General features: G+C 63.1%; 13 protein-coding genes. 5 read left to right on the forward strand and 8 right to left on the reverse strand.

The genetic code is table 11. From position 1 onward, the window contains the following. Positions 1-4: 4 nt before the first annotated feature. From ACYQ1P_RS01910 to ACYQ1P_RS01935, 6 genes are read right to left on the reverse strand one after another with little or no spacing between them, the layout of a single operon-like run. Positions 5-964, reverse strand: a complete 960-nt coding sequence (locus ACYQ1P_RS01910) for a PDC sensor domain-containing protein (RefSeq protein ID WP_460018691.1) — start codon at positions 962-964, stop codon at positions 5-7. Continuing rightward, entirely contained in the window at positions 964-2,469 is a 1,506-nt protein-coding gene (gene gcvPB / locus ACYQ1P_RS01915; RefSeq protein WP_460018692.1) for an aminomethyl-transferring glycine dehydrogenase subunit GcvPB, read from the reverse strand. Before gcvPB ends, ACYQ1P_RS01910 begins: the two co-directional genes overlap by 1 nt. Beyond that, positions 2,466-3,809: an aminomethyl-transferring glycine dehydrogenase subunit GcvPA gene (gcvPA, locus tag ACYQ1P_RS01920; RefSeq protein ID WP_460018693.1), complete on the reverse strand. Its 1,344-nt coding sequence runs from the start codon at positions 3,807-3,809 to the stop codon at positions 2,466-2,468. Before gcvPA ends, gcvPB begins: the two co-directional genes overlap by 4 nt. Next, positions 3,809-4,186 carry a glycine cleavage system protein GcvH gene (gcvH, locus tag ACYQ1P_RS01925; RefSeq protein ID WP_460018694.1) on the reverse strand — a complete coding sequence of 126 codons (378 nt, stop codon included), beginning with the start codon at positions 4,184-4,186 and terminating at the stop codon, positions 3,809-3,811. The genes gcvPA and gcvH overlap by 1 nt, the downstream gene beginning before the upstream one ends. Before the next feature lie 16 nt (positions 4,187-4,202). Then, positions 4,203-5,318 carry a glycine cleavage system aminomethyltransferase GcvT gene (gene gcvT / locus ACYQ1P_RS01930; protein WP_460018695.1) on the reverse strand — a complete coding sequence of 372 codons (1,116 nt, stop codon included), beginning with the start codon at positions 5,316-5,318 and terminating at the stop codon, positions 4,203-4,205. A 22-nt stretch (positions 5,319-5,340) separates the two neighbouring features. Next, positions 5,341-5,907 carry a hypothetical protein gene (locus ACYQ1P_RS01935; protein ID WP_460018696.1) on the reverse strand — a complete coding sequence of 189 codons (567 nt, stop codon included), beginning with the start codon at positions 5,905-5,907 and terminating at the stop codon, positions 5,341-5,343. Between the two features lie 131 nt (positions 5,908-6,038). Between ACYQ1P_RS01935 and ACYQ1P_RS01940 the strand changes: the two genes are divergently transcribed. Next, entirely contained in the window at positions 6,039-7,493 is a 1,455-nt protein-coding gene (locus ACYQ1P_RS01940; protein ID WP_460018697.1) for an NAD-dependent succinate-semialdehyde dehydrogenase, read from the forward strand. Between the two features lie 156 nt (positions 7,494-7,649). Continuing rightward, positions 7,650-7,988 (forward strand): hypothetical protein, encoded by a 339-nt coding sequence (locus tag ACYQ1P_RS01945; RefSeq protein WP_460018698.1) that lies wholly within the window; start codon positions 7,650-7,652, stop codon positions 7,986-7,988. 25 nt (positions 7,989-8,013) lie between these two features. Here ACYQ1P_RS01945 and ACYQ1P_RS01950 read toward each other — a convergent pair whose 3' ends face one another. Continuing rightward, positions 8,014-9,114, reverse strand: coding sequence for a hypothetical protein (locus ACYQ1P_RS01950; protein WP_460018699.1), 1,101 nt, complete (start codon positions 9,112-9,114; stop codon positions 8,014-8,016). A gap of 205 nt (positions 9,115-9,319) precedes the next feature. Between ACYQ1P_RS01950 and ACYQ1P_RS01955 the strand changes: the two genes are divergently transcribed. From ACYQ1P_RS01955 to ACYQ1P_RS01965, 3 genes are all read left to right on the forward strand, one after another. After that, complete coding sequence (locus ACYQ1P_RS01955; protein ID WP_460018700.1) at positions 9,320-10,291, forward strand: endonuclease/exonuclease/phosphatase family protein; 972 nt, start codon at positions 9,320-9,322, stop codon at positions 10,289-10,291. Continuing rightward, positions 10,284-11,315 (forward strand): ADP-ribosylglycohydrolase family protein, encoded by a 1,032-nt coding sequence (locus tag ACYQ1P_RS01960; RefSeq protein ID WP_460018701.1) that lies wholly within the window; start codon positions 10,284-10,286, stop codon positions 11,313-11,315. The genes ACYQ1P_RS01955 and ACYQ1P_RS01960 overlap by 8 nt, the downstream gene beginning before the upstream one ends. A 150-nt stretch (positions 11,316-11,465) precedes the next feature. Then, entirely contained in the window at positions 11,466-12,914 is a 1,449-nt protein-coding gene (locus ACYQ1P_RS01965; protein ID WP_460018702.1) for a sensor domain-containing diguanylate cyclase, read from the forward strand. A gap of 54 nt (positions 12,915-12,968) precedes the next feature. On the opposite strand, the gene ACYQ1P_RS01970 is transcribed toward ACYQ1P_RS01965, so the two are convergent. Next, positions 12,969-14,768: an aminopeptidase P family protein gene (locus ACYQ1P_RS01970; protein ID WP_460018703.1), complete on the reverse strand. Its 1,800-nt coding sequence runs from the start codon at positions 14,766-14,768 to the stop codon at positions 12,969-12,971. Positions 14,769-14,900: the final 132 nt, after the last annotated feature.

Here is a 14,900-nt window from a genome sequence, read left to right on the forward strand (position 1 = left end):
GCCCCTACCCCAACTTCCCAAACCAGAATTCCAGGCCATTGTTCAGAAATTCGTCGTGGCGGATGTAGTGCGAGCCGTCGCAGGAGAAGTTCAGGGAAACCATGCCGTTGCACACATTCAGCGACCCGGCGCGCAGGTAGATGTTGTCGTCGGCGAAGCGCAGTTCGCGGAACATCTCGAAAATCGCCGGGATATTGGCGGCCGGGACGATGGCCCGCTCGGTATAGGGGCGATGCGGATAGGCAAGGCAGATGTCCGGATCAATCAGGTCATTGAAATCCAGAATGCGGTAGCTGAAGGGGTCGTCCACCTGCCAGATGGTGGCCCGGTTGGACGAGAAATGCAGCTTGCCATGAAACACCCCATGCTGGGTGATCAGTTCCGACATCAGGGGCAATACGTCATCCAGGCGACGGTCCATCTGGCTCTCAACCCGGCATTGGGCAAACAGCGCCCCGCGTATGGAGGGATCGCCCTTGATTTGCCGCCAGGCCCCGGATTCCTCATACAGACCACGGGTCATCGGCAATTCTCGCAGATCGTAGTCGGCCCCCAGAAAGCCCACATGATGGCTTTCCCGGTCGCGGATGACGCGGATGGCGGTCAGCGAAGGGCGCTTTGAATTCCGACTGATGTAGGCTTCTGAGAGGCGAAAGTTGGTGGTGCCCAAAATACCGATCATGTAGGGGCGCTTGGAGCGGTCGCGCCCGAAATGGGCCGGATCGGGACCGGCGCGGGTGATATTGTCGGTGATCTGCACCCCGGCCCGGTCCATCACATAAAGATGCTTGACGGAAGTCATATCTTCCAACGCTCGGGTCAGCAGCGCCTCCAGTGCCGCCCGGTCGCCCATCACATCGACGCAGCCGTGCGACAGCTTGCGCATGGCGCGGCTGATCATCGAGGTCAGCATTTCCCGCTGTTCGCGGATGGCGGTGCGCAGATCCGGAGCGGCGTCGGTCATCAGTCCGAACCGTCCGGCGTCCAGCGCAGGTTGGGCGTGCGGGCGGCCTGGGTTTCGTCAAGCCGCCGACGCGGCGTATGGATGGGGGCCTGCTGGAAAAAGCTCAGATCGCCCTGCTTGGCCCGTTGCGCCAGACGGATTACCAAATCGGCAAACTGATCCACCGAGGCGCGGCTTTCGGTCTCGGTCGGTTCCATCAACAACGCCCCGCGCACCACCAGCGGGAAATACATGGTCATCGGATGCACCCCCTCGTCGATCATCGCCTTGGCGAAGTCGAGGGTGGTGACGCCGGTGCCCTTGAGAAAGCGGTCGTCGAACAGGCATTCATGCATGCAGGGTCCGGCAAAGGACGGGGTCAACTCGCCGTCCAATCGCGTCATCAGATAATTGGCATTGAGCACCGCATCCTCGGCCACCTGACGCAGACCGTCCGCCCCCTGGCTCATCATATAGGCCAGCGCCCGGACAAATACCCCGAACTGTCCATGGAAGCCCTTCACCCGGCCAATGGGATCGCCGCCCGTTGCGGCACCGGTTTCGGCCAGGGTCAGGCCCTCGGAACCGTGCACCACCCAGGGCAACGGCGCATAGGGGGCCAGCGCCTCCGACAGCACCACCGGGCCGCTGCCCGGACCGCCGCCGCCGTGCGGGGTGGAAAAGGTCTTGTGCAGATTCAGGTGCATGCAGTCGATACCCAGATCCCCCGGCCGCACCCGACCGACCAGGGCATTGAAGTTGGCCCCGTCGCAATAGACGAAGCCGCCCGCCTCGTGCACCGCGTCGGCGATGCGCAGCATGTCCGGCTCGAACAGGCCGCAGGTGTTGGGGTTGGTGATCATCACCCCGGCCACCGTCTCATCCAGCCGCGAAACCAGCGCCTCCAGATCGACCCGCCCGCGCGCGTTGCCCGGGATGGACTCCACCATATAGCCGCAGGCGTGGGCGCTGGCCGGATTGGTGCCATGGGCCGAATCCGGGACCAGAACCTTTGTTCTGGCATCGCCGCGCGCTTCCAGGGCGGCGCGCATGCACATCAGCCCGGTCAACTCCCCATGCGCCCCGGCGGCCGGCGACATGGCCACGGCAGGCATGCCGGTGAGCACCTTCAGCCAATGGGCGCAGGCGTCGATCAATTCCAGCGCCCCCTGCACCGTGCTCTGTGGCTGTAACGGGTGCAGGTCGCCGAGACCGGGCAGCCGGGCCAGCCGTTCGTTGAGACGCGGATTGTGCTTCATGGTGCAGGAACCGAGCGGATAAAAGCCGCTGTCGATGGCGTAATTCTTGGAGGACAGGCGCATGTAATGCCGCACCACCTGCGGTTCCGACAACGACGGCAGACCGATCGGCCCGGCGCGTTCCAGGCCGCCCAGATAAGCGGTCGTCATTTCCGGTTCGGGCAGATCGACGCCACAGGTGCCCGGGGTGTCCTGTTCGAAGATCAGCGGTTCCTCGATCTGCAAGCCGCGATTGGCGGGCAAGGAATCTGGCTTCTGGTCGCTCATGACAGCACCTCCGCCAGGGCCTGGGTCAGCGCCGCCCGATGGGCCGGTGTGGTGGTTTCGGTAGCCGCCACCAGCAACAAATCGTCAAGCCCGGCATTGGGCAACAAGCGCGAGACCGGCACCCCGCCAAGAATGCCCCGTTCGGCCAGGGCCTCCACCACTGCGGCGGCATCTTTGGGCAGGCGCAGGGTGAATTCATTAAAGAAACTGTCGTTCACCAAGGAGACTCCGGGCAACGCCGCCAGCTCAGTAGCCAGCACGGCGGCATTGGCATGGTTGATCCGCGCCAGCCGCTTCAAACCCACTTCGCCGAGCAGCGTCAGATGAATGGTGAAGGCCAGGGCGCAGAGCCCGGCATTGGTGCAGATATTGGAGGTCGCCTTCTCGCGCCGGATATGCTGCTCGCGGGTGTTGAGGGTCAGCACCCAGCCGCGCTGGCCCGCCACGTCGGTGGTCTGTCCGGCCAGCCGTCCGGGCATCTGGCGCAGCAGCTTTTGGCGGGTGGCGAACAACCCCACATGGGGTCCGCCAAAGCCGGTGGGATTGCCCAGCGACTGGCCCTCGGCGGCAACGATGTCGGCCCCCATGTCCCCCGGCGCGCGCAACAGGCCCCAGGCGAGGACTTCCGTATTGACCACCACCAGCAACGCCCCGGCGGCGTGGCAGGCCTCGGCCAGCGCCGTCACGTCGCGGATCTGCCCGAAGAAGCTCGGCACCTGTACCACCACGCAAGCGGTCTCCCCGTCGATGCGCGGCAACAGATCTTCGGCGGCCAGCGGGTCGGCGGGCAGAACTTGCGCTTCGAAGCCATAAAAGCGGGCGTGGGTCTCCACCACTTCTCGGTAGTGGGGATGCAGGCCGCCGGACAGCACCGCCTTGGAACGGCGGGTGACCCGCAAGGCCATCAGCACCGCCTCGGCGGTGGCGGTCGCCCCGTCGTACATGGAGGCATTGGCCACCTTCATGCCGGTCAGCAGCGCCACCTGGGACTGAAATTCATAGAGATATTGCAGTGTCCCCTGAGAGATTTCCGGCTGATAGGGAGTATAGGAGGTGAGGAACTCCCCGCGCTGGATGAGATAATCCACCGCCGCCGGTACATGATGCCGATAGGCCCCGGCCCCGAGAAAACTGGGTACCCGCGACGGGCTCAGATTCTTTGACGCCATGCCGACAAAGGCCTGCTCGACGGCCATTTCCCCGGCATGGGTCGGCAGGTCCACCAGACCGGACCGGCGCGCCGCCTCGGGAACGTCCACATAGAGATCATCCACCGAATCAACACCGATGGCGGCCAGCATGTCTCGGCGGTCGGTCTCACTGAGGGGCAGGTAGCGCATCAGCCGAGCCCGGCGACGTAACCCAGATACGCTTCCTCGTCCATCAGGTCCTCCAACTCCGTCTCGTCGGCGATGGTCATGCGGAAAAACCAGCCACCGTCCATGGCCGAGCTATTGACCAACGACGGGTCCCCTTCCAGGTCCTCGTTGACCTCCAGCACGTCACCACTTATGGGCGCGTAGATCTCGCTCGCCGCCTTGACCGATTCGACCACCGCCGCCTCGTCACCGGTTTCCAGGGTGGTGCCGGGTTTCGGCAATTCGACGAACACCACGTCGCCCAATTGCTCCTGGGCATAGTCGGTGATGCCGACGGTTCCTTCGTCCTCTTCGATGCGAATCCATTCATGGTCTTTGGTGAATTTCACGGTTGCCATGGTCTTCCCCTCTCTCTCAACCCCGAAAATAGCGCTGTTCGACAAACGGTAACTTGCTCACCTGGCCGGGCAGAATTTTGCCCCGCACCGAAAGTCCGATTTTGCTGCCGACCTCGGCCAGCGCCATGGGCACATAGCCCATGGCCACCGGACCACCCACCGTGGGGCCGAAGCCGCCGCTGGTGACCTCGCCGATGATTGCCCCCTCGGCATCGGTGATTTCCGTATGGGCGCGGGCCGGGGCCTTGCCGTCCGGGCGGAGGCCGACCCGACGGCGCGACGGCCCCTCGGCAATCTGTTGACGCAGCACCGCATCGCCGGGGAATCCCCCCTCGGCCCGGCGGCGCTTGGAGATGCTCCACAGCAATCCCGCTTCCACCGGGGTGGTGGTTTCGTCAATGTCACTGCCATACAGGCAGAGCCCGGCTTCCAGGCGCAGGGAATCGCGTGCGCCGAGACCGACCGGGGCGACTTCCGGTTCCGACAACAGGCGCTCGGCCAGGGCGACGGCGGCGATGGCGGGCACCGAGATTTCATAGCCATCTTCGCCCGTATAGCCCGACCGGGAGACCCGGCAGGTCACCCCCATCAGATCCACGAGCCGCGCCGTCATGAAGCGCATCGCCGCCACCTCCGGGGCCAGCCGGGCCAGCACTTGCGCCGCCTTCGGTCCCTGCACGGCGATCAGCGCCCGGTCGTCGAGAATGTCCAGCGCGCATGACCCCGGCAATCCGTCGCGCAGCAGGGCGAAGTCATGGGCCTTTCGCGCCGCGTTGACCACCAGGAACCAGTGATCCTCCATCCGGGTAATCATCAGGTCATCGAGAATGCCCGCCCGGGCATTGGTGAACTGGGTATAGCGCATGGCCCCCGGGGTCAGGCTCTGGAGGTCGCCGGGAACCAGCCGTTCCAGCGCCGCCCCGGCGTCGGCCCCGTGAAGGATCGCCTGTCCCATATGCGACACATCGAACAAACCGCTCTCGGCACGGCAATGCAGGTGTTCCTTGAGGATTCCCATAGGATACTGCACCGGCATGTCATACCCGGCAAACGGCACCATTTTGCCGCCCAGACTTTCGTGCAGGCCGTGCAAGGGCGTTTTCAACAGAGCGGAGGCATCGGCGTTGCTCATGCTATCCCTCGCCCCGCGCCGGTCAGCGGACTTGTTTCAGGCGCTTGCGGTTGAAGTCCACCTGCGCCTGATCCAACTGGAATCCCACATAGACATGATAGGACGTGCCACCCTTTTTCGGCCCCACCGGCACTTCGATGCTGACCGGCTTGTCCTTGACCACCATCCGCGACACATTGCCGGGAAACTCGGAGGTGAAGGAATAGATCTGCTTGTCGCGCACCGACTGGCCGGATTCGGTAATCGCGATGAAATAGCTCAACGCCGCCTTGCCGTCCTTGTTGGCATTGCCGCGCTCCACTTCGATCATCGGGGCGACCAGGAGCTTCATGGTGCCTTCCTTGGTCTTCTTGTGGATATCGAAGACGCAGGAGGTATCCACATCACGGATATGACCGCCGTAGTTGACGTCGATCAGATCCCGCCCGGCTCCTTCGAAAATCACCATGTCGGCCAAGTCCATCGGCACACTGACCCCGGCGCAATACTGGCGCTCCGGCTTGTCGAACAGCGACGAGCAGCCCGTCAGCACCCACAGGGCCGACAGGCAGACCACGTGGCGCAGGCCCCGGTGTGTCGCGATGCGCATCTTGTCCTCCTTGTGACTTTGGCCGACTGTAGAAAACATCGCTCCGTCGCACAAGGTGACATTGACTTGTGCCCCCCGTGTGCAGGGGTCAAGCTGTGGGCAAAACCACCCTCGGATTCGGGAGACCCCCCATGCAGCTTCGTGACAGCACCCTGTTCCGCGCCCAAGCCTATGTGAATGGCCGCTGGATCAACGCCGACCACAGCGGCGACTTTCCCGTCACCAACCCGGCCAATGGGCAACAATTGGGCCGGGTCCCCGACATGGGGGCAACGGAGACTCGTCGCGCCATCGAAGCCGCCTACGCCGCCCAGCCGGGCTGGCGGGCCTTGACGGCAAAACAGCGGGCCGTCCTGCTGCGCCGCTGGTACGACTTGATCCTGGAAAATCAGGACGATCTGGCGATGCTGATGACCGCCGAACAGGGCAAGCCCCTGGCCGAATCCCGGGGCGAGGTGATCTACGGGGCCGGATTCATCGAATGGTATGCCGAGGAAGGCAAGCGGGTCTATGGCGACACCATCCCGACCCATGCGGTGGACAAGCGGATTCTGGTCTTCAAGGAACCGGTGGGCGTGGTCGCCGCCATCACCCCGTGGAATTTTCCCAATGCCATGATCGCCCGCAAATGTGCTCCGGCCCTGGCCGCCGGCTGCACGGTGGTCATCAAACCGGCCGAGGACACGCCGCTGTCGGCCCTGGCCATGGCCGAGTTGGCCGACCGGGCGGGCTTTCCGCAAGGCGTGATCAACATCGTCACCGGGCGCGACCCGGCGGCCATCGGCGGGGAACTGACGTCCAATCCGTTGGTCCGCAAGCTGTCATTCACCGGCTCCACCGAGGTCGGAAAGCTGCTCATGCGGCAATGTGCCGACACGGTAAAAAAGATCAGCCTGGAACTGGGCGGCAATGCGCCGTTCATCGTGTTCGACGATGCCGAACTGGATGCGGCGGTGGCCGGGACCCTGGCTTCCAAATACCGCAACACCGGACAGACCTGCGTCTGTGCCAACCGTATTCTGGTGCAGGCCCGAGTCTATGACGCCTTCGCCGACAAGCTGGCGGCGGCGGTCGGCACTCTGCGCGTCGGCCCCGGTCTCGACGGGGACAGCCAGCAAGGCCCGCTGATCAACGAAGAGGCCCTGGAGAAAGTGGAACGGCTGGTTGCCGATGCCGTTTCCAAGGGCGCGCTTGTGCGCAGCGGCGGGCGGCGTCACGAGCTGGGCGGCACCTTCTATCAGCCGACCATCCTCACCGGTGTCACTCCGGACATGGCCTGTGCCCAAGAGGAAATCTTCGGCCCGGTGGCGCCGCTGTACCGCTTCGAGACCGAGGCCGAGGCCGTCGCCCTGGCCAACGACACCCCCTATGGTCTGGCCGCCTATTTTTACGGGCGCGATATCGGGCGCGTGTTCCGGGTCGCCGAGGCTTTGGAATACGGCATCGTCAGCGTCAACGAAGGCATCTTCTCCACCGAAGTGGCCCCGTTCGGCGGCATGAAGGAATCGGGCATCGGCCGCGAAGGCTCCAAATACGGAATCGATGAATTTTTGGAGACCAAGTTCGTCTGCCTGGGCGGCATGTAGGGTCCGCCCCCCCGCGCCCAAATATACTCAGATCATGAAATTGAGGCAACCCTATCCGCCAGGATAGTGGACAACATAACCTTTGACGTTCATACTTTAGGTAATCCTAATATGCTGGTTATTGAAAAAACAAAGAAATTCAAAGGGGTCAAGAACATGAGTGTGCACCAGGAAACATCAGGAAACAGCAACCCCGCCGTGGCCTATGCCGCCTCGACGGAAGTCCCGTGCAGCCGATGGCTGGAAACCATGTCGGCCCATCTGTTCCAGGATAATCTGGACATGGTGAAGGCCTCCCTCCGTTTCTGGAATGGCTGCGCCGACGACCGGCCCGAAGTCTGCGGCCATATCGGCGACTGCCCGGTGGAAGTGGCCAAACAGATGCTGGCCGACCATGGCCCCGAGGACTCACTCACCCCCGAAGAGATCGAGGCCGTGTTCGAGCGCGCCCTGGCTCCCTATGTGGAGCGTCCGGACCCCCTGATCACCGGCTGACCCGAAAAGACCGGCAGGGTTGAACCTACCAGCCCTGCTGGGCTTTCCAGGTGTTGATCCGCTCGCGGTTGGCATTGAGTTTCAGCCGGGCGGCCTCCCCCACCACCAGATCGACTTCTTCCTTGGTCTCGTCCTTGAATTCCATATAGCGGAACGAGGTCATGACCGGACGGAAGAATTCACGGCAGAACAGCGGATCAGCGAGCAGTTTGCCGCAATCGTCCCCCAGCACGTCGGGAAATGCCGTCAGCAGCGGCTCGAGAATGCGCACCGGGACCTCGGTGGCCTCGATCAACGCTTCCAGAGACAGATCCACCAGCAACGGACCGATGGCCCGCAGGTCCAGATGGCTGATATTCAGCACCTCGACCACATACTGTTTGTCGCGGGCGAAGAAATCCCAGATCCGTGGCCCGACCGCGCGCTCGATGCGCTCCAGGGTCTTTTGCACATCGTCCTTGATCAGCGCGACGCCACCCAATGCCTTGGGATTGGCGTGCAGCATTTCCGGGAACCGGTCCCCCAGAACCTCGCGCGCCGCGTCAATTTCACGCGGACCGAAATCGGCGATCTGATGGACCGCCTTGGCATCGCGCAGCAGCAGCACATCGCGACCCAGATAGCGCAAATGGGCGAAATTATAGTTTTTCTTGAAGATGGGGAGCAGCGGCAACTGCCAGGCAAAGGCCAGAAACGGGCGCAATTGCTTGTAGACCGGATCAATCTTTTTGTCGGAATTTTTGGCCGGGACGCCGCCGAAATACTTGTTGGCGCAGGTGGTGACCAGCAGTTTTTCCACCTGTTCCAGGGTCGGTCCGCAAACCAGCGGCGCCGCGCTGTCATGAGGCCCCACCGGGCGGCCCTTGGGGCTCACCACCAAATCCTTGCCGAGGCCGGGGTCGGCCTTGAACGCCTTGAAGCAGGTATCCAGCATCTCCGGCGAGGCCACCACGACACTGTATCCCTTGTCTTCCGGGATCAGTCCTTTTTTGTGAATGCGCCCGAGAATGATCTTCACCGCGCCGATCAGCACTTTCTTGCGATCCAGGTCGATTTCCGCCGAATCGGGTATCCGGTAGAGTGGCTCCAGGGCGGCGGAAGAAAGGGGACGTTTGGCTTGGTTCATGATCCATGCAGTGTCATTGAAGGTAGGTATCCTCGAAAAAAACAAACTACGCGCCGCCCACCACGTCATAGGCGAACCTATACCTTAGTCTATCGAGAATTCGTTACCGGGTAAATAACAGCCGAAAAAATGATTGATCTTTACGCCGCTTGATTGCCCCGGGGTCCGCCCCCTATGCTGCAATAAATTTCGGAGCGCGCGCCCCATGCCGGACAGTCTGCGGATCGCCACCTTCAACCTGGAAAGCCTGGGGGCCGACGACCTGGACGAGCGCATTGCCATCCTGCGCCCGCAACTGGCCCGCCTGCGGGCCGATGTGCTGTGCCTCCAGGAAGTGGATGGCCAGCGTGGCGCAAGCGGCAAGCAGCGGTCCCTCACCGCGTTGGAGGCCCTGCTCGCGGAAACCCCCTATGCCACGTACCATCATGCGCATACCCGCAGTCTCAGCACCGGCGGTGCCCGGGACCGTCACAATCTGGTGCTGCTGAGCCGTTTTCCGCTGCGCCAGTATCGCCAGGTGCGACATGATTTCGTGCCCGCCCCGTCCTACAGGTCCCCGGGCGAGCCATCCGCCGCGCAGCCCATCGAATGGGATCGCTCCCTTCTACAGGCCGAGCTGGCCCTGGACGGCGGGCGGACCCTGCATGTTCTCAACGTCCATCTGCGCGCCCCGCGTGCCGCCTATGTGCCCGGCGGAAAAACCCACCCCCCGGCCTGGGATGGCATGACCCAATGGGCCGAGGGCATGTTTCTGGCCGCCGTCAAACGGGCCGGTCAGACGTTCGAGGCCCGGCTGCTGATCGACCAGATCCTGGACCGGGAGCCGGAAGCCTTGATCGCCGTTTGCGGTGATTTCAACGCCGATCTGTATCAGACTCCGGTGCGCACCATTCGCGGCGACGAGGAGGATGCGGCCAACCCCCATCTGGTCGGACGGATCCTGGTGCCCCTTGAAAAGAGCCTCTCCCATTCCCAAAGATATTCTGTCGTTCATCACGGGAGACCGCAAATGCTGGATCACGTCCTGGTTTCCCGGCCCCTGCTCGGCTGGTACCGCCATAGCGAGATTCACAACGAAGCCCTGGGCGATGAACTGGTCGGTTCTCATGCGGTGCCCGGTGGCCCGGAATCCTATCACGCTCCGGTGGTCGCTGAATTCGAGATCCCCGATGCCTGAAATTCGCCATGACGCCTTCGCGGGCAGCCTGATCGGTCAATGTGTTGGGGATGCCCTGGGCTTCATTGTCGAAGGGCAGTTGGACACTGTCTGCCGGGGTCATGTAGACGCCGTGCTGGGCGGCGCGGTGGGCAGTCACGACCCCCACGGGCGCATTCCCGAAATCTATCGCGGCATCTATCCCATGGGCCAATATTCCGACGATTCCCAGTTGGCCCGCGAGTTGCTCATCAGTTTCCGCGACCGGCGCGGGTTCGACGCCGACGACTATGCGCTTCGCATCAGCGACATTTTCGCCCGTCAGGGCGTGGTCGGTGGCGGGCGGGCCACCCGCGAGGCGGCGCTGCGGCTGCATCAGGGCATTCCCTGGCGCGAGGCCGGTGCCCCGGCCCCGGAGGCGGGCAACGGCAGCGCCATGCGCGCCGGACCGGCGGGACTGCTGTTTCATGACGATCCAGAAAAAATGATCCGTTGCGCCGTCGATCAGGGCCGCATCACCCATGCCGACCCCCGCTGTGTGGCCGGGTCGGTGGCCATTGCCGGGGCCGTTTCCCTGGCCATCAGCGAAGACGCCATCGTGCCGCGCGATTTTCTCGCCCGGCTGGGACAATGGACCGACCCCATCGACAGCGAGACCAGCGATGCCTTGCACCGGCTGGGCGATTGGCTGACCCTGCCCCCGGCGACGGCGATCCGCTTCATCTCCCGCGCCGGACGCCCGGCCGACCATCGGGACATGTGGCTGGGCATTTCGCCGTTCGTCATCGGCTCGGTGCTGTGGAGCCTGTACAGCTTCCTGCGCAGTCCCGACGATTTCGACGAAACCCTGCGCACGGCCATCTCCGTCGGCGGCGATGTGGATACCACCGGGGCCATGGCCGGGGCCATTTCAGGCGCCCGCAACGGACTGGCGCAGATCCCCTGGGGCCTCGCCGACCGCCTCAACGATCAGGGCAGTTGGGCCACCGATGCCCTGATCCAGTTGGCCAACGAGTGCCAGGAGATCGCACGAACCGCATGCTGAAAAAGGTGTGCCTATGGCGGCTTGCCTATTTCATTGGTGGTCCTGAGCCCGTATCCTTTTGTCCTGAGTGGTTGGCGATGTTGCGCTGTTCATTCTTCAATGGGATCGGAGAATCGTATGGGGAACATATTACGACTGACCGTCGTCCAGGTGATCCTGACGGCGCTGGTCTACTATCTGTTGGCCCAGATGGCCATACGACTGACCATCATGCCCGAAGGCATCGCCTCCTTCTGGCCCCCCAACGCCGTGATTATCGCCGCCCTGATTCTGTCCCCGACGCGCCGCTGGCCGTTGTTTGTCGCCGCCGGGATCGCCAGCGAATTTTTGGCCGATATCGGCCATTTTCCGCTCTGGCAGATCTTCGGGTTCGCCATGGTGAATGCGGGAGAAGCACTGTTTTCCAGCGCGCTTATTCGCTTTGTTGTACTCAAGGGGAAACCTTTTCAGGGGCTGACCGTGAACCTGTCCCTGGCCTTGGCCGTCATCTTTCTTTTCATGGCCACGCCGCTTGCCGCCCTGGGCGGCGCGGCTCTCTACTACATCGGTGACGACACGCTCTCGTATTGGGAGTTCTGGCGGGTCTGGTGGTTCGGCGATGCCATCGGCCTGCTGCTCATCACCCCCCTGTTGCTGACCTGGCTGACCCAGGATAGACAGTCGCTTTTTCATTTTCGAGCCCCCTTGAGCGAGTTTCTGGTCGCCGCAACCGCCATCCTGGTGCTTTCCGGCATTGTTTTTCTGTCCCCCGCCTCATGGCCGCAATGGACGAACACTCCGTCGCTGGTTCTCCCGCTTCTGGCTTGGGTCGCCCTGCGTTTCGGTCCGCGTGAGGCGGCAACGGCACTGGTCGGGGTGGCCTTCATCGCCGCCGCGGGGACGACCAACGGCCTGGGGGCCTTCGCAGGGGCCGGCACCCAGGCACATATTGTGATTCTTTTGCAGGAGTTTCTGCTGACCGCCGCCGCCCTGTCCGTCCTGCTCGGCACGGCGTTCCGTCAGTTGTCGCTGGCCCACTCCGATTTGCGGCAGGAACGGAATCTGCTCGAAGAGCGCGTGAAAGAGCGAACCAGGGAACTTCATGACGCGAAACAGTCGGCTGAGATCCTGTCGCGCACCGATGGGTTGACCAAACTCAACAACCGCCGCGCTTTTATGGACGAATGCGACGAAGTGAACAGCCGGGCTCTCCGGTATGGTCATCCCTATTCGTTCATCATGATCGATTTGGATTTTTTCAAGACGGTCAATGACAACCACGGCCATGCCATGGGCGATGCGGCGCTTAAGATCGTGGCGACGATCATCAAGGAATCCATCAGAAATCTCGATATTGCCGGACGCCTCGGCGGCGAGGAGTTCGCCATCTGCCTGCCTGACACGTCCTCCGATGCGGCGGAAATCCTTGCTGAACGGCTGCGCAAAACGATTGCCAATACCCCTGTCACAGCCCAAGGGAAAGAGACATCCCTCACCGCCAGCCTCGGCGTCAGCACGTTCCAGGCTGAGGACAAAGAATTCGAGACGGTTCTTAATCGTGCCGACAGCGCGCTGTACAAAGCCAAAGATAGTGGACGGAACGCTGTCGTGGTGGCCTAAAGCCTCCAGGTTCCAGGTAATCCCTTCATTTCCGATGGGGTTGTGCGCCGCCGGTCAACTCCGGATGATCGGCGTGGCCGTAACCGCATTCAGCCAGTCCAGAGCGGCGCCATCAAGCAGCGGTGCCAGCTCCCGACGCACCCGCTCGTGATAGGCCTCCAACCAACGCCGCTCCTCTTGATTGAGCAGCTCCATGGCGATCAGGTTGCGGTCGATGGGGCACAGGGTCAGGGTCTCGAAACCGAACAGCGGGCGTTCGGCTCCGGGCGGTGGCGGCACCTCGGTGACCGCCACCAGATTTTCGATCCGGATGCCGTATTCCCCTTCCCGGTAATAGCCCGGCTCGTTGGACAGGATCATGCCCGGTTCCAGGGCGATCTTGCCCGGAATCTTGGAAATGCGCTGTGGACCTTCGTGCACGCCGAGGAAATGCCCCACTCCGTGACCGGTGCCGTGGTCGTAGTCCAGCCCGGCCTGCCACAGGGGCAGACGGGCCAGCACATCCAACTGGCTGCCCGTGGTGCCGCCAGGAAACCGGGCCGAGGCCAGGGCGATATGCCCCTTGAGGACGAGGGTGAAATGCCGTTGCTGGGCCGCCGTCGGCTTGCCCATGACGACGGTCCGGGTCACATCGGTGGTGCCATCCAGATACTGCGCCCCGGAATCAATCAAGAAGATGTCCCCCGATTGCAGCTTGCGGTCGCTCTTAGGCGTCACCCGGTAATGGACAATGGCCCCGTTGGGACCGCTGCCGACAATGGTCGGAAAACTGAGTCCCCGGAAATGTGCGTTCTGCTGACGCAGGGCTTCCAGACGGTCCGCCGCGCCGCTTTCGGTGACTCCCTCGTCGAGCCCGAAGGAGCCCAGCCAATACAGAAAGCGCACCAGCGCCGCGCCGTCGCGCCGATGGGCGGCCCGGATGCCATCCAGTTCCACCGGGTTCTTGCGCGCCTTGGGCAGCAGGCAGGGGTCGACGTTCCGCGAAACGGTCGCCCCAACCGCATGCAGGCGATCAAAAAACCATTGGCTCGCCGTGGCCGGGTCCAGCCGTACCCTGGCCCGGGCGGTGCCCAATTTCTCCAGGGCCGCAGCCAGGGCTTCCGGCGGTTGCAGGGTGAGCCCGTCCTGAGCCTCACCGGCGACCCGCTCCGGGTCGGCGAACAGAATCACCTGCCCGTTATCCGCATGTAAAATCGCAAAGGCCAGGGCGACCGGTGTATGGGGCAAATCGCTGGCCCGCAGGTTGAGCAGCCAGGCGATGGATTCCGGCACCGTCAGGATGACCGCCTGTTCGCCGTGCCGGTTCAACTCGGCGACAATCTCGGCCCGCTTGTCCGCAAAGTCCCGACCGGCGAAGTCCAGCGGAAACGGCTCAATGGAAGAACGCGGCTTGGCCGGACGATCCTCCCACACCCGGTCGAGGGGGTTGCTGTCGATGGGCACCGCCTCGCCGTCCCGGTCCCGGCAGGCCCTGCACAGACGGGCCAGACCGTCGGCCGTATGCAGCCACGGATCGTAACCCAACTTCCCCCCGGACGGCAGATGTGTGGCGATCCATTCGGAGGGCGGTTGATCGGTCAGATGACACAGCGAAAACAGGGTCTCGTCCACCTCGTCCCGGGCTTGCAGGGTGTAGCGTCCATCAACGAACAGGGCCGCCTTATCGGCCAGCACCACCGCCAACCCCGCCGAGCCGGAAAAGCCACTGAGCCATTCCAACCGCCGCTCCGAGGGCGGTACGTACTCCCCCTGATGGGCATCGGCCAAGGGAACCACGAAGCCATCCAGATTCAGGGCAACCAACTCCTGGCGCAAACGGGCGAGACGGTCAGCATGAAGGGAAGGTCGGAACATGAACGGGAAATCCTTTGGGCTGGTTGTCGAATTTAGTCACTACCAAGGCGAATGTCATGCCAAACCCGCATTGCTGCAATGCAGCATCAGGGCTACTCATCCAGCCTTATGAGTATATATGAAGCGCATCCC

It is taken from the genome of Magnetospira thiophila (genome assembly GCF_054657015.1).